This window comes from Aneurinibacillus tyrosinisolvens (genome assembly GCF_001015055.1).
Taxonomy (GTDB): Bacteria; Bacillota; Bacilli; order Aneurinibacillales; family Aneurinibacillaceae; genus Aneurinibacillus_A; species Aneurinibacillus_A tyrosinisolvens.
The window spans coordinates 75,075-95,994 of sequence record NZ_BBWZ01000013.1; the positions used below are offsets into that span (position 1 = coordinate 75,075).

Below are 20,920 nucleotides of genomic sequence, written 5' to 3' on the forward strand. Positions count from 1 at the left end.
CGACCAAACAACAAACCAAGGGGGTCTCCTTATGAAGAGTGTAACGGAAAAATCCATGGACTACAACAAAAGGATTAAAATTAATTTTGAAGGTGGAAACCTAACCTCGGATGCCGGATTGCTTTTATATAAAGAATTTGATGAAAAAATTGGATTTAGCCAAACGATTCGTCAGATGTTAAAAATCAAAGATCCGGTTTCTCATCACACACATACAAATGAAGATGTAATGATTCAAAAAATCTATCAGCATTTGGTTGGCTATCATACGGATGATCATGCGGACGAACTAAAGAATGAGCCTGTATTTACAACGATTTTAGAAAAAGAACGTTTGGCGTCTCAGCCTACCCTTTCTAGACTCAATCAAAAGTTCGATAAAGAGGCAATGAAACAACTGCAATCGATTAATCGTATCCTTTTGGATCGTATTATCCATAAAATACAGCCAGCAGATTCATTTGTTTGGGATCTGGATTCATCCAATTTTGCGACATATGGACAACAACATGGTGCTGCTTTCAATTCACATTACCAAACGAATGGCTATCATCCTCTTTTCATGTTCGATGGCCTAACGGGTGATTGCATAAAAGGGGAACTTCGTTCCGGAAACGTTTATACCTCTCGACAAGTCGTACGATTTGTCGGCCCAGAGATCAAAAGATTCAAGAAAAAATGCCCTGGTGCCACCATCTGCATTCGAGCAGATAGTGGCTTCGCAGTACCTGAACTTTATGAGTTGGCCGAAACACATGGAGTGAATTATGTGATTCGTTTGAAAGCCAATGCTCGTTTGAAGGCGAAAGCACAAGAAATCGAAGAAACGTTAAGAGAGCAATATGATCTCAATACAACGGAGCGAAAAGTATTTTACAAAGAGTTTCTGTATCAAGCTGCAAGATGGAACCAGCCCAGACGCGTGGTTGTCAAAATAGAGAAGCCGGAAGGTGAACTTTTCTCTATTTACACGTTTATTGTTACAAATCTTAAACTATCCCCCAAAAACATCGTTATGTTTTATCAAAACCGTGGGACAATGGAAAATTTTATTAAAGAAGGGAAATACGGCTTCGCCTTCGATCATATGAATAGTTCTGATTTCTATATCAATGCCTGCAAATTCCAATTGGCAATTTTGGCTTACAACTTTCATAATTGGTTTCGCCGACTCTGTTTACCAAAGAAATTGAAAACCAATCGTATAGAAACCCTTCGTACAAAGTTGATTAAAATTGCAGGAAAAATCGTGAACACTGGGAGGTACACCATTTTCAAACTGTGTAGCAGTTGTTTATATCAACAAGCCTTTTGGAAAACGATACATAAGATACAGCAACTCCCGGGTTTCCTATAAAAGTAAACTGCAAAAGAGGGTTGAAAAATCTTTCTTCTTGAATGAGGGATAAGTGTACCCTTTTTGATTAAAATTGGTTTAAATTGTAAAATGTTTGAGCCAAAAACTCATCTTAAAATCGCTTATCGTTTTTAATCATGAAAAGTAGCTCACTTACTTTACGAATATTTCCATTCCATCACCCTATCGGTGTGTAATTACTACACTATGAATAATTCAGGATAATTTATTTTCCATATTTTAAACATATCACTTTGTATATGTTTGTCAATATATGTATACTTATAAACAAAACTGAAAAAACCCTCTTCGAGTTCGTCTAACGCTTCCTGGAATATGTCAATGATGTCCATCCCCTTTGTTAATTCCCTCTATGTCTATTCATTCCATTATAACGATTAAACCCCACAGATAGTTAGTTTTACTCCATAATATTTTTTGTGTGTTGCATAGGAGATTTTAGGAAGCGGCTTAAATAAAACATGGTTTTTGTTTTAAATGGAATAATGAGAGAGGGACACTATTACTTGTAAGTATGAAGGAGATTTAAGAATGAATGAAAAACAACTTGCAGGGGAAAAAGCTGCCGAGTTCATTGAAAATAAGACGGTGGTGGGGTTAGGAACAGGTTCTACCGTTTACTTCACCATAAAAAAGCTAAGCGAAAGAGTAAGTGAAGGATTAGAAATAAAAGCCGTATCAACGTCAACCTCCACCACACAGCTTGCTAATTCCCTTGGAATACCGTTAATTTCAATGAATGAAGTGGAAAGAATTGACCTAACAATTGATGGCGCAGACGAAATTGATGCTCATTTCAATGGGATTAAAGGCGGGGGCGGAGCCTTGCTTTTTGAGAAGATTGTAGCCAATGCTTCTGACCAAATCATCTGGGTAGTGGATTCGTCAAAGATGGTTCAACAGCTGGGTGGTTTTCCGCTGCCAATTGAAGTCGTCCCGTTCGGCTATCAGCATGTCTTAGCATGGTTACGCAAGGAAGGACTGAACCCTATCCTCAGAATAAAAGGCAATAAGCCTTTTATGACAGATAGCCATCATTTTATCATTGATTTACATATGAAGAGGATTGAGAAGCCTAACCAATTAGAAAATTTCTTAAATGGAATGACAGGTATCGTCGAACACGGTTTGTTTTTAAATATGGTGGATACGGTTATAATCGGCAACGAGGATTCAGCTGAAGTATTGAACTTGTCGGAAGGCAACAAACTCGATTGTAGGCAATAAAGTCGATTGTAATCGAAAAGTATACAATGAATTAATATACTAATTAATGTATAAAAATAAGTCGGGTTATAGGAATGCATAAATATGAAGTCATTAGTACAAATGTTTTAATCAGGCATTTAAAACAGAAATTATATGTAACATCATCTGCTGTAGTAACGGTATTGTTACCAATGATTAGTGAGGTGAATTATGTATATTGATTATCGAACGGATGCTGGAACACGACCGACAAATGAAATGCGTAAAGCCATGTATTGCGCTGAAGTGGGTGATGATGTTTTCGGTGAAGATCCCTCGGTTAATCGCTTGGAGGAAACGGCAGCTGAGTTGTTAGGAAAAGAGTCTGCTCTACTTGTTATATCCCATGCCATCATCGGTGGTATGCAGACTCGTTCACTTCCTAGCGCTGGGGGTGTCATGGAGCCGAAAACAGTGAATGCAGTAATCAGACATCCTGATGAGTCAATGCAGACAAGTCTTCTTTGCATAGAAAACACACACAACCGGGCTGGTGGCACCATCGTTCCTTTAAAAAATATGATGGAATTGTACACGATTGCAAAACGTGCGGGTGTGGCTGTTCATCTTGATGGAGCAAGGCTGATGAATGCTGTTGTCTCGACATCGATTCCCGTACATGAATATGCACGCTATACCGATGCTGTACAAATTTGTTTATGCAAAAGTTTGGGTGCTCCAGTTGGTGCAATTGTGGCAGGATCATACGAGTTTGTCAGGAGGGCACGCTTATGGCGCAAGAGACTTGGAGGCGCAATGCCACAGGCAGGAATCATTGCCGCTCCAGGGCTTGTTGCACTTACTACCATGGTGGAGCGATTGGCTGAGGACCATGAAAATGCGAAGAATAATCTAAGATTTAAAAAGAGAAGGGATTCTGGTATCTGAATTCGGTATGGATACACTCCGATTCGTTACACATAAAGACATTTCAGCAAATGATATCGATAAAACGTTAATACGTTTCGCCCGTACTCTTTGATAATAAGGATATTCTTACTCCAAAACGTAATCGAGCTAGATAAAACAGTTACAAAAAACCATCGTTAAGGTAGACCGATGGTTTTTTACTACGTTTACCGATGATGTTTTTCTGCTGTGATTTTTTTTAGTACGCTAATAGCGTTCAAAACTTTAGGGAACCCGACATACAACGCACATTGAAGTAATGCTTCGATAATTTCTTCCTTAGTCAATCCAACATTAAAAGCTGTATTGATATGTACGTTCAATTGTGGAGCACAATCACCTTGTGCTGTTAATGAACCGAGCGTGACTAATTGCCGTTGCTTCAAATCTAATGCGGTACGACAGTAAATCTCACCGAAGGTAAAGCCGATGATATTCTCACCTAGTTTTGGTGCTATACTATCTAACGATTCTAAAACTGCGTGTCCGTGCTCCCCTTCGATTTCCTCCATCTTAGTCACGCCTTTTTCAATTTTCGATGATTCATTTTTAAGTTCATCGGTAATTTTAACTACTAAACCCCGATCAGCAAAGACTTGCTTGGCACAATTTACTGCATTTAGGGACCGAGGGAATCCACTAAAAGGGATACAGTGGGTCATGATTTCAATAATCTCGTTTGGTGTGATACCAATGTTAAGGCTAAAGTTTGTATGCCATTTTAACTGAGGAGCACAATCACCTAATGAAATGAGCGTAGCAAGTGTTATTATTTCTCTTTGTTGGTGATTTAAAATAGGATTACTGAAATATTGCCCATAAGATTCAATGATGTATCTTCCTATATGGGGAGATATGCTGTTAAGTCCATCAATAATTCCTTTAATTCCATCTTCATAAAATTCGTTTAGCAATGCTTCACCAGTTTCAAAGTTTGTGTTCATTGTTTTCCTCCATGTCTTTTGTGTTGTTATCTGTTACAGAATTACTCCTTGACCTCCATTTCACAGTAGTAATTGATTTTGTCCTCAATCGCCTTTACGTTTTTCTGTAGTTCAAGAATGTGCTTGTTTACTTCATCCCAATGTTCTTGAAGCAACGCCCGACGTTCAGAAATTGTTTCACTACCTCTATGTCGTAAATCAGCGAACTGCTGCATTCTACGGATTGGCATCCCGGTGTCACGGAGTCTAGTTAGGAACCTAATCCATTCAATATCGACGGTAGAATATTGCCGATAGCCGTTTGATGTACGGGTTACAGTAGGAAGTAATCCAATCCGCTCATAATAACGTAGAGTGTGAACAGTAAGATTAGTAATTTTTGCGACTTGTTGAATCGTAAATTCTTGTTCCATGTCAATAGTTTACACGTTAGAGCGCGCTCGAAGGCAAGCACTTTTTTGAGTAATTTTTATACATAAAAGACTATTTTTGGAGGTGACGTCAGCTTACATGGGTGCATGAGGGTTAGAACACGTACGTGACGCGGACTTTTCTTGCTATTTTCCAAAATGGATATATTGAGCTAACGAGAATCGATTGCTTAACAGTGCTGCTTCGGCAGCTACTTTCTTTTACTCCGCTAAAGGGCAATTTAGTGGAATAAATCGTTTTTTTAAAATTTCAAGAGAAGTTGGAAAACAGAGGAGATAAATGCTTCTCTCTAGAACATTTAGAGAGCGGGATAAAAAAGGGAGGGGATTATAAATGCAGGAACTTAAATTTATGAATGACTACAAAAACAATGAACCCCTTAGAAAGAGCTTTTTTAAGCTTGCTACCAATACCTTTGGTATAATTTTTGAAACTTTGTGAATATCCATCCCGCATGCTCGTTCAATGAGGACTTCCATGGAAAAACACCCTTTCTACGGCTTATCATTACTGGAGGCTGGTGCAGCAACCAGAGTAGGATTAATCTCCCATGAGTGTTTCCCGTAAGGGAACGACAGTCTGTGATGCACCGTGGTCGCTGGAGTTAGACTAACGGTTGGGCTCTATGGCACCATAGTTCATCGACCTTCCTCGCCAGCCGTACTATCAGTATGAACACAAAAACCAAATTTTCATAGTCTGTGGTGCAGCATTTGCGCTGCATGGATGGCTAACGGGCAGTTTTGCGAAGTCAGATATTAACATAATCAAGTGAAAACGGTCGTCTTTTTTCAGACGACCGTTTTTCATTTTTATTTATTTGCTCCGTTTAAGATACTAAGCGAATTGTTAAGTGCAGATTTGCACTTGTTGGCATCAGGGTTTCCTGAACGAGCTGCTGCTAATACAACGTCAATAGTTCCATCAATTTGGGTCCATGTTGTGCCGTCAATTTTTCTTAGTTTAGGCTCCGATGTATCCCATTCATGTTCCAACTCGTCAGCGCCTTGTTTCGCTGAAGCAAAATTATTTGAGTTTACATTTTTTAACATATCATTTTCGATTTTAACAAAATCTGTTAATTGTCCAGCTAATTTATTTTGTGAGGAAACGGTTTGCGATTTTCCAGCTAATGTAGTTTGTGGAGAATCGGTTTGCGCTGCTGATTTATTTACTCCGTTTATTACACTAAGCGAATTGTTAAGTACGGATTTGCACTGGCTGGCATCAGGGTTTCCTGAACGAACTGCTGCCAATACAGCGTCAATAGTTCCATCAATTTGGGTCCATGTTGTGCCGTCAATTTTTCTTAGTTTAGGTTCCGATGTGTCCCATTGATGTTCCAACTCGTCAGCGCCTTGTTTCGCTGAAGCAAAATTATTTGAGTTTACATTTTTCAACATATTATTTTCGATTTTAATAAAATCTGTTAATTGTCCAGCTAATGTAGCTTGTGAAGAAGCTGATGTAGCTTGCGAAGAATCGGTTTGTGATACTATATTATTGCTTAATCGAACATAACCACCTATACCAACAACTAAGAAAATACACAGTACCACAATGGTTTGCGCCAAAACATTTTTCTTGTTTCCATTTGCTTGGTTTGTTTCTGCTGTTTCGCTTTTTGCCGTTGTATCAAATTTTGTAACAGCAAGAAAAACGATTATCGCTAAAATAGCTATAAGAAAAATTACACTCGTAACTGTTGTCCCAAAACCTAACCCGCCATTAATTTTTGTTTGAGATAGGTAATCTCCTAATGATGCTCCGAGTGGACGAGTAAGAATATACGCAATCCAAAACGCTAATATTCCATCAAGTTTCAAAAATTTCCATGCCAAAAATACGCAAGCTATTATAATAACGACTGCTATTCCTGTGTTAAGATAACCAAAACCAAGTTGTTCGGAATATAAATCGCCGACTGCTGTTCCAAGCGCAAATGTGAAAAGAATGGTAAGCCAATAGAAAACTTCTCTTTTTCTTGTATGAATCGAGTGTACCGAGAGTGTTTTTTCACTAAGATACCAAAAAAGAAAAGTTAATCCTAGCAGCACGGAGAAAACTACTGTACTAAGCTCAAGAGGTACTCCCATACTGTCTGTCAAATTATCAGTTACCAACGTTCCAAATACGCTTATAAGAACAACCGTTAGCCAATAAATGCCTGGAACATATTTAGTTGCTCTGAATTGAAGAAACAATACGATGAAAAACGCGATTCCCATAATTATTGTAGTGACAGTTAAACCATATCCAAGACTGAAATTTAGGAAATCAGCAAATGTTTCACCGACAGTTGTGCATAAAATCTTGATTATCCAGAAGAAAATAGTAACTTCTGGTACTTTGCTAAGTAAAATTTTCAATTTGTTTTGGTTGGATTCCATATATTTTTTCCTTTCTTTACGGTGGTTTCCCACAAATTAATTTTTCGTTTTACCTCGTTCTATATAAAGATACATGCTTTTTTTAAAAAAAACATTATAGTGAGATTAAAATAACATTAAAAAAGGATGAGAAAGACGAAAGGGAATTTACATAGCCTGTTCATCATGTTTGATGGCCTTCACTATTGGGTATTCATAACTGAAGTACGAGCTGATTTGTAAAGTCTAGCTCACTAAAGGAACGGGAGGTATCACATGAAAAAATTTGCGGCCGGGGTTTTAGTCGGGGCCATTTTATCCAGTGGAATGGTGTATGCCGCTTCCATCAACGTTAATACGGTACCGATTAAATTTTTTGTTAACGGAGTGGAAAGGGTATCATCTGGTGGCCAAACAATCATACATAATGGAAGGACCTACGTATCTGCAAAAGAAGTTTCGGGGTGGCTTGGACAGTCTATCTACTGGAACAAAAGCACATCTGCTGTTTCGATAGGCAAACCCCAGGTTGAGATTGTGGATGCGAACGGAAAGAAAATCGGTTCCGCTACGCTTACCGAAGAGCAGAATGGAGTACAAATTAACCTCAAAGCTTCACATCTTACAGCTGGAAAACATGGATTCCATATCCATGAAAAAGCGTTCACAGGCGCGGATTTTAAAACCGCAGGGGGACACTTCAATCCGGAAGGGAAGAAGCACGGACTTGAGAATCCTGACGGACACCATATGGGGGACATGGAAAACCTTGAGGTAAAGGAAGACGGCACAGTAACAGCAGAGATTACAGTTCATAATGCAACGCTGAAAAAAGGCACCCCTAACTCTCTTCTCGGCAAATCAATGATTATCCACGCAAAAGCAGACGACGGGAAAACAGACCCGTCGGGGAATTCCGGAGATCGAATTGCAGGCGGCATAATCCCTGACTAGCAGGGATTAGTAAAATAATATTTTCTTTTCTGGTGGCGAAATGGAAAAATCGTGATTATATTTCCCCTCGCGCGGGGTAACATATAATCGAGTGACGATACTCGCTGAGGAGGAAATCGAAATGGCATCGGATATTTTACAAAAAATCGATGGACACCGCTTCTACTGCACATCACTGGACGTACAAAACAACGATCCAAACACATTTGATACACTGGTTGAAAGCTTTCCAGATGAAAGTACATCTGACTTGGAATCCGGAAATTATATTGTCGAGTATTATTTCGGACATGGTGTTATGGGTATCAGAGCGGCACAAAGCAGAGATTTACTGCTGCTGGAAGAAGGGTTTTCTGAGGGAGTGACCGGAAAAGACGGGTTAAGGTATGAAGAAGTTCCCGCGTCACCTGCTGTGCTTAAGTGGTATGCGGAGATGGTACGCAAGAATGGACAAGAAACATAGTGCAGAATGATGGAATAAGGATGGCGTTTGCAGGGATGCCTTCCTTTTTTATTTATCACGACTAAAGACTCATGTAAGATAAGCTCAAAGTCCCTTTTTTGTCGAAATATGTTAGTATAGATTATAGGTATACAACACTTTTCCGTTTGATTCGCTAATTTGTCCTAAACGAGTAGTTCTTTATCTACCGAGAAAAACAGAGACTTTGTCAGGATATGGAGACGAGAGAGATGGCTGCGTTTTTTTCTTTTTTCATTGGCTTTATTATTTCTTTTTTTGTTTTAGCTTTGTTTTATAAGGCATGTGCCGCGTGTGAAGTAGGGTCTTTATATTTCGTGCTGCTTGCGTTTTCTGCGTACGCAATTTTTTGCAATCTCTACTTCCATATTGCTGTTCCCCAGCTTTTATGGGCGTTCTTTGCCGCGCAGGGCGTATATTCGCTGCGATTTTTTATCAAAAAAGGAAAAAGGGGAGAGCCGCAGAAAAACCGGCCAAGGGTGCCAGCCAAACAGCCTGAAGAATTTGAGTTGGAATACATAGCGCAATGAAAAACCGGGAGCAATCCCGGTTTTTATTTTACCTATTTTTATTCAAAATAAATTTCTCAATCACGTGGCGGACTCCTTCTTCATTATTGGAAAGAGTGACATAGTCAGCCCGCTCCTTTATGGCATCAGGTGCATTTCCCATCGCCACCCCAAGGCCTGCCGCCTCAAGCAAATCGAGATCATTGTAGCTGTCCCCGATTCCGATAATTTCGGCCGGCTCAATGCCGAGCCGTTCGGCGAGAAAAAGGACCGCCTTTCCTTTATTTGCTTCGGGGTGCATTACTTCCAGGAAGTAGGATTTAGACTTCGTAATATGCGCTTCCTCTTTGAATTCCTGCGCCAATTCTTCCGCAAGAACATCAAGAACTTCAGGGTCCTCGAAATGAAGCAGCTTAATAAATCCCCGTTCACTCAGCTTTTCAAGGTCCGGCTCGATTTTATAGGGCACACCGGCGAATTTTGCATACTCCTGAATCTTGTCATTGTCTACCGCCGAATATAAAGTATCATCCTGGTACACTTGAAGGTGGATGTTTTTCCTCCTGGCAAGTTCGATTAAACGGCGCGAAATTTCTGGGGAAACAAGGCGCTCATACAATGTTTCTTTTCCTTCGATATCCTTGATCAAAGCTCCCTGGTACGTAATGAGCGGCACGTTAATGCCGAGCTGGGAAGCAAAGGGGACGGCAGATGGGAACATTCTGCCGGTTGCAACCGTAACCACAACCCCCGCATCCATCGCCTGTCGAATTGCCTTTATTGTACCGGGAGTAATCGTTAAATCGTCTGTAAGCAGGGTGTCGTCTAAATCGATGGCAATCATTCGATACATGAAAGTCCAGCTCCTTATATGTAAATAGATATGTAGAAGAGGTAAGCCTACACTAATTGCTCTTTTAATTTCTGCAGTAAGTCAGAGTGCCCCATTAAATCAGCGATCGATGTCTGCATGGAAACTTTCTGTGGCGGCGTATATACCCATTCGTCCTCAAGCATGCGCTGTAATACTTTATACGTTGCTAAGGCGTCTTCAAGAGCCCGGTGTGACTGCGCTCCTTCGGTTAGCCCGTATGTTTGCAGGGCATACCAGAGCCCCGGTGTATTTCTATGCCCGTAGTGAGCCTGATACGCTTTAGACAAATCAAGCCAATCGTCGAGCATAACAGAGAAGGGAAACTTAACTTTATGCTCACGGCAGTTGCGGCGAAGCCCTTTAATATCTAAATCGCCCCAGGTGACAAGCGTAGTCTGGCCCGGTATGTACCATGCAAGCAAAACGTCGATCATTTGTGTGAATTTAATTCCTTCTATTACATCATTTTGCGTGATTCCTGTTAAACTCATGCACTTCTCTCCAAGTTCAGGAAAGAATACGGGAGCAACCAGGGAAGAGTATGTATTCATGATTGTATCTTCCCGCATGGCAGCCATGCCAATCTCGATGACTTCGTGAAAAAAACCTTTTGGAGCTTCATTGCGTTCAAACGTCGTGAACTCAAAATCAATAAAAATAAACTGGTTTTCCATTTTTCTCCCCGCTTCTTTCTGCCTCTTACCGCCATTTATTCACGATTTTGATTTGAATCGTTGGATAACTTTTTGAACACTTCGTTTATTGATTTCATGCGTTCCTGTACCTTTTTAGCTGCTGCATCAAGAGTAAAGCCATCCTCCAAAAGCTCTTTTATGAGGAGGATTTTCTTAATGTTTAAATAATCATATTTTCTTGTTGTACCTTCTCCTTCTTTAACAGGCTGAATAATCCCTTTTTCCTCCCAATATCGAATCTGTCTTTGTGGAACGCCCGTAATATTCGATACTTCTCCAATTCCAACAACAAGTTTGCTGAGCAAATCAAAGTCTAGCAAAATATTTTCTGCTTGCTCATTTTTATCCATAATCTCACCTTCTGCCTGGACTTTAATGACACTATTTTACGACATATGAATACTATTTACAATTCGCGGATAACATATTGACATTAATTGTAGATTTGTTACAATAAATGCGTAATATCTACAAATCCGAAAAGGAGATGATTGTATGCCAATTATTAACATTGATTGTTGGGAAGGATTCAGCGAGGAACAAAAAAAGCAGTGGGTTAAACGGAATAAGGATTGAATTGAACTTGGTTGAGGAAGGGAGCATACCGCAATGGAGTTAACTGCAAAAAGAGGTAGGGAAGCAACAGTAACAAATTATAATTTAATAACGATTATCCTTATATGGTGTGGTTTTGCTGTTGTTTCGAGCCTATATGTCACAATACCGATGGTTTCGATTTTTGTGAAAGAGTTCGAAATTACTACTGCTCAGGCCGCGTGGAGCAGCAGTGCTTTTTCATTCACCTATGCGACAAGCTTTTTATTCTTTGGTCCTTTATCTGACCGTTATGGACGGAAACAAATGATGTTTTGGGGATTAGTTGCTCTCTTTATCGTCTCACCTCTCCTGGCATTCGTTACTGACTTTTCCTGGCTCGTTGCCCTCCGGGCGATTCAAGGGATAGCGGCCGCAACGTTTGCGCCCGCAGTGCTCGCTTATATTGTTGAGATCTATCCGGCGGAAAGAAGGGTCACAGCCATCGGGTTCGTTAGCAGCGGGTTTTTGATGTCAGGTATTGCAGGCCAGGTACTGAGCAGTTGGGTAAGCCAGAACTTAGGGTGGCCTTATGTTTTTAGCTTTCTGGCCGGCGCTTATTTTCTCTCTTCTTTCTTAGTAGGATGGCTCCTTCCAAGAGGGGAGAGGCAAGAACATATTAGCGTTGTCCTTGCGCTCAAGCAAATGGGTGCGATCCTGTCTCGGAAATCCCTGCTTGTTTGTTATTTTATTGCGGCCACTCTTTTGCTTTCCTTTGTTGGCATGTATACGGCGCTTGGAAGTTACCTAAGCCAATCACCTTTTGATTTAAGCAGCAGTCAGATTCTTTTAGTTCGGGCGGCAGGTATTTTTGGGATGTGTCTGTCTCCATTTGTGGGTCATTTCGTAAAAAAGCTTGGAACGAAGACAGTATTACAGGCGGGATTGGTCTCATCCGTGCTTGGTCTATGTATAGTTGGAGTTAGTTCAAGTCTTGCTTTGCTTATTTTTATGAGTGTTCTGTTTGTTGCCGGCATCTCTATTACTGTCCCTGCGCTCATTTCCTTGGTTGGTGAGTTAGCAGTGGAATCTCGAGGCATCGCTGTATCTTTATATACATTTATCCTGTTCATAGGAGCGACACTTGGGCCTATCATTACGTTGTGTTTCTTGAAAACAGGCAGCTATACACTAACATTTGAGAGTTTATCCATTTCATTAGGTATCGGCTTTTTATTTTCATTTCTAATAAGAAAACCAAAATAACGAGGTGGACAACATGGAGAACGTTATACAAGAGAACGATGTAATGGAAGGGCAGGAGTACAAAAGCGCCTTAACAGCAGTTTTACCATTACTGATGCTCCTGGAAGGATATGGAACAACGGGCGTATAACTGAAAAATGGCTGCATGACAGCTGGCTTTTAATCTAAGGCACCGTTTAAACTGGAAAAGCCGATTATTTCCTGAACAAAAGAAATAATCGGCTTTTGATTTATTCGATCTTTGCTACTTACGCATACATTTTTTCACGCTGGCTTCGAATGTCTTCATTCGCCAGGTAATCATCGTACTCCATTTGCTTATCAATCAAACCGTTCGGCGTAATCTCGATCACGCGGTTGGCAACGGTTTGAACAAATTGGTGGTCATGCGAAACGAACAGCATCGATCCGTCAAATTCAATCAGGCCGTTATTGAGCGCAGTGATGGACTCCAAATCAAGGTGGTTTGTTGGCTCATCCAGCATCAGCACGTTGGCGCTTTTCAGCATCATACGTGAAAGCATGCAGCGCACCTTTTCTCCTCCGGAAAGCACACTCGCTTTTTTCAATGCTTCCTCGCCGGAGAACAGCATACGTCCAAGGAAACCGCGCACGAAGGTTTCATCCTGATCATGTGAATACTGGCGAAGCCAATCAACCAGGTTTAAATCCACGCCTTCAAAATACGTGGAGTTGTCTTTCGGGAAGTAAGCCTGGGAAGTGGTAACACCCCATGAGAATTCCCCGCTGTCGGCTTCCATTTCACCCATGAGAATTTGAAACAGAGTGGTCTTCGCAAGTTCATCCTGTCCGACAAGCGCGATTTTATCGCCTTTATTGACCGTAAAGCTGATGTTTTTCAGCACTTCCACACCGTCGATTGTTTTGTTGATACCGTCTACCGTTAAGATATCTTTCCCGGCTTCTCTTTCCGGCTTAAAGTTAATGTACGGATACTTCCTGGATGACGGTTTAATATCGTCCAATGTAAGCTTATCGAGCTGCTTCTTACGTGAAGTTGCCTGTTTTGCCTTCGATGCATTGGAACTGAAGCGGCGAATAAACGCTTCGAGTTCTTTAATTTTCTCTTCTTTTTTCTTGTTTGCGTCTTTCGCAAGCTTTACTGCCAGCTGGCTTGACTCGTACCAGAAGTCATAGTTTCCGACATACAGCTGGATTTTTCCGAAATCAATATCCGCGATGTGTGTGCACACTTTGTTTAAGAAGTGGCGATCGTGCGATACGACGATAACGGTATTTTCATAGTTGTACAGGAAATTTTCCAGCCAGTTAATGGATTCCAGGTCAAGGTGGTTCGTCGGTTCATCCAGCAAAAGAATGTCAGGGTTACCGAACAAAACCTGTGCCAAAAGCACACGCACCTTTTCGCTTCCGTCCAGTTCCTTCATTTTTTTATCGTGGAGATCTGTTGAAATTCCAAGCCCCATCAGCATTTCCGCTGCCTCAGACTCAGCCTGCCAGCCATTTAGTTCAGCGAACTCGCCTTCAAGCTCGGACGCTTTGATTCCATCCTCATCGGAGAAATCCGGTTTCGCATACAGCGCATCTTTCTCTTCCATAATCTCGTAGAGTCTGCGGTGACCCATAATGACGGTTTTCAAAACTTCAAATTCATCGAATTCAAAGTGGTTCTGCTTTAAAACAGCCAGCCGCTCACCAGGTGTAATGCTTACTTCGCCGTTGTTTGGCTCAATTTCACCGGAAAGGATTTTCAGAAAGGTTGATTTCCCCGCACCATTGGCTCCAATGAGCCCATAACAATTGCCGGGTGTGAATTTTATATTTACATCTGTGAACAGGGCTCTCTTCCCGTAACGCAGGGTAACGCCGTTTGTACTAATCATAGGATACCGTCCTTTATTGTTACTATTTTCAGTTCATCAAACACTAATTATAGCATATGTATGTTCCAATTATAAAGAAAGTGAGAAATGAATGCTTTTCACCTTACAGAAGGGGACGGCAAGCATTAAGGCAAGCTATGGGGGAAAACCATCATCATTCGGGTAAAAGTAAGCTAATTAGAAACAGCCGCCAGGCAGGCGGCTGTTTGTTTTTGGTCCTATCATTTACGCCAATCAGAATGGGTTTATAGCGGTTCCATATAGGTTTTCTTCATATCCTTTAGAGAAAGAGAGAGGCTTTGGTTCGTTATTTGAGGACCATGTGCTGTCGGCCATTTCCATCGTGTAGTCAGGAATTTGTTCCACCGGCTGATTGCGTACGGTTCTAAATTCCTTGCGCAGCATGTTCTCTACCTTTCTACGTCTACGGCCTGCTTTCATACTCACTAAAATCGCCCTCCCAGGATTGTGTTTTCGTTATCCGGTTCACTTGTGTGGCCTAATGAGTGTCATAGTAAACGTCATCACCGTATGCCTCTTCCGTCATTTCTCTGCACATCCAGCAGTAGCTGCGACTTCGCTCCGAAAATACAAGTTCCTCACCGCAATAGATGCATACATCCTTCATAGCCATTCCTCCTAATAAATTAATAAAGGATTATTATGCTTCCATTTTCACCCGCAGATGACAGATGAGCACTTCACTTATGAAGTGTTACCTCTACTATAGTCAGCAGGTTGAAGCGTTTTCAACAAGCAAATTCCTTGATTTATATCCTTATTTCCCTTGTTTATTCGGTTTTCGTTACGTTTATTACCTTTTTCAGATAATTCTCTCTTTTTTCTTCTTTTTTCATTATTTCATCTGAAACAAGGACAAAACAAAGAATTGACACCATTATGCAACTAAGTGTATGCGGTCATTATGACGATCAGTGTGGCTCTGCTTCCATTTGCTTATCTGGCATCCGGCTTGCTCGCAGAATGGGCGGGGGCCGGGGTAGTGATTACACACGAAAGGGCGAATTGAGATAAACTTACTTCATTCTTTTCAGCGATGGTACGATAATGATTGACTAATTCGAAATTGCGGTTCGTAAAATATTTTTTGAGTAATTTTTCTCCGTGTGCGGCATGGCTTTCAGGCGGAGCGTCTTCCTGGTTTTTATATTTTCCTGACAGCATTCCCCGCGCCATTGGGCTGTACACCATGACACCCACACCTTCGGACTCGCAAAACGGCAGCAGCTCTTGTTCGATTTCTCTCGATAGCAAATTATACTGGGGTTGAACAGATACAAACTTCTCAAGGTTCATCCTCTCGCTGATGGCGTGGGACTTCATAATTTGCCAGGCGGCAAAATTAGAACATCCGATGTAACGGACTTTTCCCTGGCGTACGAGGTCATCTAATGTTCGCAGTGTTTCTTCTAACGGCGTAGCCGGGTCAAAGATATGAACCTGGTACAAATCGATATAGTCTGTTTGTAAGCGGTGTAGTGAGTTCTCCACTTCTCTCATGATATGGGTACGCGAAAGGCCTGACTCATTTTTGCCATGGCCCATATGTATTCCTACCTTGGTGGCTAATACAACCTTGTCTCTTCTTCCTTTGAGCGCCCGTCCAAGAATGGCTTCGGACTCTCCTGTACCGTATGGAGCCTCAGTATCCTGGCCTTTTCCATAAAAATTGGCGGTATCAATAAAATTGATTCCCCGGTCAAGTGCGGTGTTTAAAATAGAAACCGAAGCCTCTTCATCTATCCACCTCCCAAACGCCATCGTTCCCAAACATAGCGTAGATATCTCCAGCCCTGTTTTGCCTAGCTTCTTATACTGCATGTTTGTCACCTCAGCCTTATATTTTTCACTATTCCTGCCAACGATTCTTACATTTTACTACAGTTTGCAATAAAAACGATAAATTATGGAGTATACAGGTACAAGGAGCGCAGCCTATTCCAGTGTAGCCAATGAATTGGAAATTTGAAATAATGGAGACGAAACAGAGCAGTTAAAACTCTCAATGCGAAAGGAGTCATTTTAATGGCATTAAAATCCTGGTACGAAAAAGGAATGACATTTGAGCAGTATCGTACGAGCATGCAAGTAAATCAGCAGGAGTTAAACCGGATTTATGAACAGCTTGTTCTCTCCGAAGAGGATGTAAAAACATTCGAGGATATGGCGAAGCGCAACTGGAGCGGCATCGTTCTTACGGCAGATTGGTGTGGCGATGCTGCTTTATGTGTTCCGATTGTTCAGAGGATAGCAGAGCTAAGCAATATGGAGCTGCGTTTTCTCATCCGTGATGAGAACCTGGAGCTTATGGACCAGTATTTAACCAACGGTACATCCAGATCGATTCCAATCTTCATTTTCATTGATCAAGATGGCCAGGAAACAAAGGTATGGGGCCCTCGCTCGCCGGAGGTTCAGGAGTTTATTACATCCTTAAGAGCCGGACTGCCGGCAGCAGATGCACCGGATTTTCAGGAAAAACAGCAAAATGTGTTTCGCCAGTTCAAAGAAAGAATTACGACCGATCCAGCGGTATGGGGCACAGTTGTAGAAAGCGTTAAAGCAAAGCTTCAGGATTAAGAAATAGTAAAGAAAAACGCCTGGATATAACAATCCAAGCGTTTTTTCGTTAAAAGCATGGAAGAATCTCTCATTGCGACTCTAGGTAAGTCAGGTAATTCAATGTATAATGAGAGTGATTATGACACGGAATGATTCAATGCGCATCATCATCACACTTTTATGTAGGGGTGGTACACTATGACAAAAGAAATACGGTTAGACCATCTAAACAGGAAGGTGGAAGTGCCTGTTTCTCCCAGGCGAATCCTATCACTTTGCCCCTCCATCACACATACGATGTTTGCGCTGGACCTTGCCGATCAAATCGTCGGGAGGACGCAGTTTTGCATTCATCCGGCGGACCAGGTTCAATCAGTACCAAAGGTAGGGGGCACAAAACAAATCGATTATGATGTGGTAGATAAACTGAATCCTGACCTCATTATCGTTGAAAAAGAAGAAAACCCAAAAGAAATGGTAGAGAAACTGGCGGAAAGCTATCCCGTTTATGTTACCGATGTAGAGGATTATACAGATGCCCTGCAAATGATTCGCGATCTCGGCGTGCTGACAAATAGAGAACAGCAAGCCCGAAGCATGGTAGAAACCATTGAAGAGAAGTTTCGCGGATTACAAACAATACAAGATTGCAAGGTTGCCTATGTTATTTGGAGAAAGCCCTACATGGCGGCAGGCAGCCATACATACATCGACTCACTGCTCAAAGCGTGCGGTTTTACAAATGTCTTTCAAGGCTATCCTGGCAGATACCCGGAAGTCACAGAGGAAGATTTCCGCAAAGCAAAGCCTGATTTTATTTTTTTATCTTCCGAGCCGTTTCCGTTTAAGGAACCGCACCGGGAGGAATTCCGCAAGCTGTTTCCTGACAGTGAAACGGTACTTGTAGACGGAGAGATGTTCTCCTGGTATGGGGCGCAGATGACGGAAGCAGCTGGCTATTTTAATCAATTATTAACCAGATTAAGGAGATGTCCTTAATCTGCATTAAGAGCTATGGGATGGCATAACGTGGACGCTCGGCTGCCTTGCAACGGTGGCCGAGCCGCAGCAGTAGAATCGAAAGTATAATAGCTAAAAATTATTTTCCGTAGTAAGTTTAATTTAAAAAGACTGACTATTGACAAAATTTTAAATTCGTTTTATAACTGATATATCAGATATTAGCTTCCAACTCCTTTATACAAGCCTACGAGATGGAAATGTTTTTTCACAATATCTAAAAGTATCCTTTTGTAAGCGTATACATTTTGAACGATTAATCAATTTGCCAGGGGAGGAATAATGATGGACCGTGGGAGTTAAGAAAGGCAATACGCAGCATTCGCAAGAGCGGGGCAGACGTAGTTAAGATTTACATCGATGGGGAAGGAATGCTTGATAATGACCAACCCGGTGAACTAACGTATACCGAAGAAGAAGTGGTTGCTGCTGTCGACGAGGCGCATCGCCGCGGCCTGTTAGCGGTTTGTCATGCACGAGGAGCAGAAGCGGTAAGAATAGCGGTACATGCCGGTATGGACATTATTGGCCACGCAAACGTGCTTGATGATGAAACAGTAGAACTCCTAAGGAGCGTAAGAGATCGAATCTTTGTCGTACCGGCTATCGAGTGGCATGTAGGGCTCTGGGAACGGGGCGCAGAATTTGGCGTGACACGGGAATTTCTGGAGGCAACCGGATATCAGGAAGAACTAAGCGAAACGATTTCCAGCGTTAAAAGAATGAAAGAAGCGGGTGTACGCGTCCTGCCAGGTGGTGACTTCGGTTTCAACTGGTCGCCGCATGGTACTTATGCTCGCGACCTCCAGAATTTTGTCGAGTATTTCGGATATACTCCGAAAGAAGTTCTTCTTGCAGCAACCAGGGATGCCGGAGCCGCAATGAGGCCGCGAGGAATGATCGGAACACTGGAATCGGGTAAGCTTGCCGATCTCATTGTAGTCGAAGGGAATCCATTGGAGGATGTAAGGATTCTTCAGGAAAAAGAACGGATCGTCGGGGTAATGAAAGATGGAAAATGGTACCACAATGACTTTGTCAGTTTCGCAGAACCTATCGTTAGTCATTTAGTTTAACATAAGCGGGCGATTATGCTTTATACGGTTAATGCCAGCCATCGTGCTGGCATTAACCGTATATTCATCTGATATATCAGATATCCAGTATCAGTTCTTGATTTCTTATATAAGCTTATTAGGAGGAAAACGACAATGAAAACTGCTGCGTTATTTGGATTGACCGGGCAAGGGATAGAAACAGCAGGGGAGATTCTATCCAGTATCTTGCAGTCACAGGGGTATTCTCATCGGGCATGGAGAGATTTCTCCACAATTATTAGGGGTGGATATACCGCCTTTGAGATTTATATTTCTGAAGAAGGGGAAGAATCTCCGCCTCCACGAATCGAAGCGATTGACATAGCGGTAGTATGGGATGATGAGGGAGCAAAACGTTACGTATCGAGATTAGAAGATAAAGGGCTGTTATTCGGTCCGAAAATAACGCAGCTTGTTCCGCCTGAAAATCAAGAAGAATGTCCGAAATTAGGATTTAATGTATGGGCTCTCGGAGTCATCGCAGGATATGTTGGGATACCATTTGATCTCGTAAATGAGGAGGTAGGCTCCCATTTTAAAGATGAGAAAAATCATGATTTAGTTTATCGGGGTTATGTTTTAGGGAGGTCCAAAACCAAAAACGACGATTTAAAACCAACCTTCATAGAAAATGTCACGATATCAGGTAATGATGCTTTATCTCTAGGAGCCATTGCAGGAGAGGTTAGACACTATTTTGGTTATCCAATTACCCCTGCTTCTGAAATTCTGGAGAATTTGTCTAAATGGCTTCCCCCGATTGATGGGAAAACCTATCAGATGGAGGATGAAATTGCGGCGATTCATGCCGCGATCGGTGCTAGTTTTGCTGGTAAAAGAACGTTTGTTGCGACGAGCGGTCCCGGACTGTCACTCATGACAGAGGGGATTAGCTATCTTGGTGCTACTGAAATTCCTCTTGTTATTATTGATAACCAACGTGGAGGTCCATCAACCGGAATGCCGACAAAAACCGAGCAAAGCGATCTTCTTCATCTTCGGCATGCCGGCCATGGAGAATTTGCGCGGATTTTGCTTACACCAACAGATGTACTAGATTGCATTGTTGTTATTCAAGAAGCCCTTAATCTGGCCGATTATTATCAATGCCCGGTCATTATCGCCCTTGATTTAGATCTTGCATTAAGGCGTATCTCTATTCCATGGTCTTCCGTAGAGACTGCCATCCGCAGCGTCTCTGTTGATAGAGGACGGACTCTTCTTGAATCCACTCCTTTAGAAGAGTATGTGAGATATCGTTCAGATGATGGGGCTCCCCCAGTGAGAACCATTCCTGGAATTAAAGGCGGGGCTTACGTGGCTAGCGGAGATGAACACGATGAAAGGGGATTTATGGAGCCTGATTACAAAGAAGTGCGGCACACGCTGCACATGAGACGGCTGCATAAGACCGATCGCATCCAGTATAACCGGCCTTTATCGATTGTAGGTAATACAGAAGCGCCAATCGCGATTGTTGGAACCGGTTCAATGGGAGAGCTCATTGAAAACGTGGTAAATCTTCACCCTGATAAATATGTCGGCATTTTGCTTCGTCAACTGCACCCAGTCCCAATGGAAAATCTATCAGCTGCCTTATCCAATGCAAAACAGTGATTGTTACGGAATATAATGCAACAGGACAAATACGGTCCATAATTGAACCTGTCCTTGTGAACAAAAATGTACATTCCCTCCTCCGATTTGATGGTGAACACTACACACTTGAAGAATTCGAGGATGCCTTAAAGCGCATTGAGTC

General features: G+C 41.8%; 21 protein-coding genes. 11 read left to right on the plus strand and 10 right to left on the minus strand.

Annotated elements, in window-relative coordinates; all coding sequences use genetic code 11:
• Positions 1–31 precede the first annotated feature (31 nt).
• The 3 genes from MBEAL2_RS13815 to MBEAL2_RS13825 all read left to right on the plus strand — a co-directional run bounded on the left by MBEAL2_RS13815 (position 32) and on the right by MBEAL2_RS13825 (position 3,514).
• Entirely contained in the window at positions 32–1,357 is a 1,326-nt protein-coding gene (locus tag MBEAL2_RS13815; RefSeq protein ID WP_047152870.1) for an IS1380 family transposase, read from the plus strand.
• A 552-nt stretch (positions 1,358–1,909) separates the two neighbouring features.
• Positions 1,910–2,605 (plus strand): ribose-5-phosphate isomerase RpiA, encoded by a 696-nt coding sequence (rpiA, locus tag MBEAL2_RS13820; RefSeq protein WP_047152871.1) that lies wholly within the window; start codon positions 1,910–1,912, stop codon positions 2,603–2,605.
• A gap of 192 nt (positions 2,606–2,797) precedes the next feature.
• On the plus strand, positions 2,798–3,514 hold the full coding sequence (locus tag MBEAL2_RS13825) for a threonine aldolase family protein (RefSeq protein ID WP_052947718.1): 717 nt from the start codon (positions 2,798–2,800) through the stop codon (positions 3,512–3,514).
• A 188-nt stretch (positions 3,515–3,702) separates the two neighbouring features.
• Here the strand turns inward: MBEAL2_RS13825 and MBEAL2_RS33985 are convergent, their stop codons facing one another.
• The 3 genes from MBEAL2_RS33985 to MBEAL2_RS13840 all read right to left on the minus strand — a co-directional run bounded on the left by MBEAL2_RS33985 (position 3,703) and on the right by MBEAL2_RS13840 (position 7,301).
• Entirely contained in the window at positions 3,703–4,479 is a 777-nt protein-coding gene (locus MBEAL2_RS33985) for a carboxymuconolactone decarboxylase family protein (RefSeq protein ID WP_052947719.1), read from the minus strand.
• A 41-nt stretch (positions 4,480–4,520) separates the two neighbouring features.
• Positions 4,521–4,892, minus strand: a complete 372-nt coding sequence (locus MBEAL2_RS13835; protein WP_047152872.1) for a MerR family transcriptional regulator — start codon at positions 4,890–4,892, stop codon at positions 4,521–4,523.
• An 831-nt stretch (positions 4,893–5,723) separates the two neighbouring features.
• Positions 5,724–7,301: a COG4705 family protein gene (locus MBEAL2_RS13840; protein WP_047152873.1), complete on the minus strand. Its 1,578-nt coding sequence runs from the start codon at positions 7,299–7,301 to the stop codon at positions 5,724–5,726.
• Between the two features lie 255 nt (positions 7,302–7,556).
• Between MBEAL2_RS13840 and MBEAL2_RS13845 the strand changes: the two genes are divergently transcribed.
• The 3 genes from MBEAL2_RS13845 (at position 7,557) to MBEAL2_RS13855 (ending at position 9,245) form a co-directional block, all read left to right on the plus strand.
• Positions 7,557–8,234, plus strand: coding sequence for a superoxide dismutase family protein (locus tag MBEAL2_RS13845; RefSeq protein ID WP_047152874.1), 678 nt, complete (start codon positions 7,557–7,559; stop codon positions 8,232–8,234).
• 121 nt (positions 8,235–8,355) lie between these two features.
• Positions 8,356–8,697 carry a hypothetical protein gene (locus tag MBEAL2_RS13850; protein WP_047152875.1) on the plus strand — a complete coding sequence of 114 codons (342 nt, stop codon included), beginning with the start codon at positions 8,356–8,358 and terminating at the stop codon, positions 8,695–8,697.
• A gap of 230 nt (positions 8,698–8,927) precedes the next feature.
• Positions 8,928–9,245 (plus strand): hypothetical protein, encoded by a 318-nt coding sequence (locus MBEAL2_RS13855; protein ID WP_047152876.1) that lies wholly within the window; start codon positions 8,928–8,930, stop codon positions 9,243–9,245.
• Positions 9,246–9,273: 28 nt separating this feature from the next.
• Here MBEAL2_RS13855 and MBEAL2_RS13860 read toward each other — a convergent pair whose 3' ends face one another.
• The 3 genes from MBEAL2_RS13860 to MBEAL2_RS13870 are packed head-to-tail and all read right to left on the minus strand — an operon-like array spanning position 9,274 to position 11,143.
• Positions 9,274–10,077 (minus strand): Cof-type HAD-IIB family hydrolase, encoded by an 804-nt coding sequence (locus MBEAL2_RS13860; protein WP_047152877.1) that lies wholly within the window; start codon positions 10,075–10,077, stop codon positions 9,274–9,276.
• A 47-nt stretch (positions 10,078–10,124) separates the two neighbouring features.
• Positions 10,125–10,772 carry a 3'-5' exonuclease KapD gene (gene kapD, locus MBEAL2_RS13865; RefSeq protein ID WP_047152878.1) on the minus strand — a complete coding sequence of 216 codons (648 nt, stop codon included), beginning with the start codon at positions 10,770–10,772 and terminating at the stop codon, positions 10,125–10,127.
• Between the two features lie 35 nt (positions 10,773–10,807).
• Positions 10,808–11,143: a MerR family transcriptional regulator gene (locus MBEAL2_RS13870; RefSeq protein ID WP_047152879.1), complete on the minus strand. Its 336-nt coding sequence runs from the start codon at positions 11,141–11,143 to the stop codon at positions 10,808–10,810.
• Between the two features lie 259 nt (positions 11,144–11,402).
• Between MBEAL2_RS13870 and MBEAL2_RS13875 the strand changes: the two genes are divergently transcribed.
• Complete coding sequence (locus MBEAL2_RS13875; RefSeq protein WP_047152880.1) at positions 11,403–12,593, plus strand: MFS transporter; 1,191 nt, start codon at positions 11,403–11,405, stop codon at positions 12,591–12,593.
• Between the two features lie 248 nt (positions 12,594–12,841).
• On the opposite strand, the gene MBEAL2_RS13880 is transcribed toward MBEAL2_RS13875, so the two are convergent.
• The 4 genes from MBEAL2_RS13880 to MBEAL2_RS13890 form a co-directional block, all read right to left on the minus strand.
• Positions 12,842–14,458: an ABC-F family ATP-binding cassette domain-containing protein gene (locus MBEAL2_RS13880; RefSeq protein WP_047152881.1), complete on the minus strand. Its 1,617-nt coding sequence runs from the start codon at positions 14,456–14,458 to the stop codon at positions 12,842–12,844.
• Positions 14,459–14,692: 234 nt separating this feature from the next.
• Positions 14,693–14,905 carry a hypothetical protein gene (locus MBEAL2_RS13885; RefSeq protein WP_047152882.1) on the minus strand — a complete coding sequence of 71 codons (213 nt, stop codon included), beginning with the start codon at positions 14,903–14,905 and terminating at the stop codon, positions 14,693–14,695.
• Positions 14,906–14,957: 52 nt separating this feature from the next.
• On the minus strand, positions 14,958–15,086 hold the full coding sequence (locus MBEAL2_RS33630) for a hypothetical protein (protein WP_269082477.1): 129 nt from the start codon (positions 15,084–15,086) through the stop codon (positions 14,958–14,960).
• Positions 15,087–15,415: 329 nt separating this feature from the next.
• Positions 15,416–16,300, minus strand: coding sequence for an aldo/keto reductase (locus MBEAL2_RS13890; RefSeq protein ID WP_082129937.1), 885 nt, complete (start codon positions 16,298–16,300; stop codon positions 15,416–15,418).
• A 204-nt stretch (positions 16,301–16,504) separates the two neighbouring features.
• Between MBEAL2_RS13890 and MBEAL2_RS13895 the strand changes: the two genes are divergently transcribed.
• The 4 genes from MBEAL2_RS13895 (at position 16,505) to MBEAL2_RS13910 (ending at position 20,775) form a co-directional block, all read left to right on the plus strand.
• On the plus strand, positions 16,505–17,059 hold the full coding sequence (locus MBEAL2_RS13895; RefSeq protein ID WP_047152883.1) for a thioredoxin family protein: 555 nt from the start codon (positions 16,505–16,507) through the stop codon (positions 17,057–17,059).
• Between the two features lie 180 nt (positions 17,060–17,239).
• Entirely contained in the window at positions 17,240–18,040 is an 801-nt protein-coding gene (locus tag MBEAL2_RS13900; protein ID WP_047152884.1) for an ABC transporter substrate-binding protein, read from the plus strand.
• A 371-nt stretch (positions 18,041–18,411) separates the two neighbouring features.
• Positions 18,412–19,137 carry an amidohydrolase family protein gene (locus MBEAL2_RS13905; protein WP_369405502.1) on the plus strand — a complete coding sequence of 242 codons (726 nt, stop codon included), beginning with the start codon at positions 18,412–18,414 and terminating at the stop codon, positions 19,135–19,137.
• A 135-nt stretch (positions 19,138–19,272) separates the two neighbouring features.
• Positions 19,273–20,775: a 2-oxoacid:acceptor oxidoreductase family protein gene (locus MBEAL2_RS13910; protein WP_047152885.1), complete on the plus strand. Its 1,503-nt coding sequence runs from the start codon at positions 19,273–19,275 to the stop codon at positions 20,773–20,775.
• Positions 20,776–20,920 lie beyond the last annotated feature (145 nt).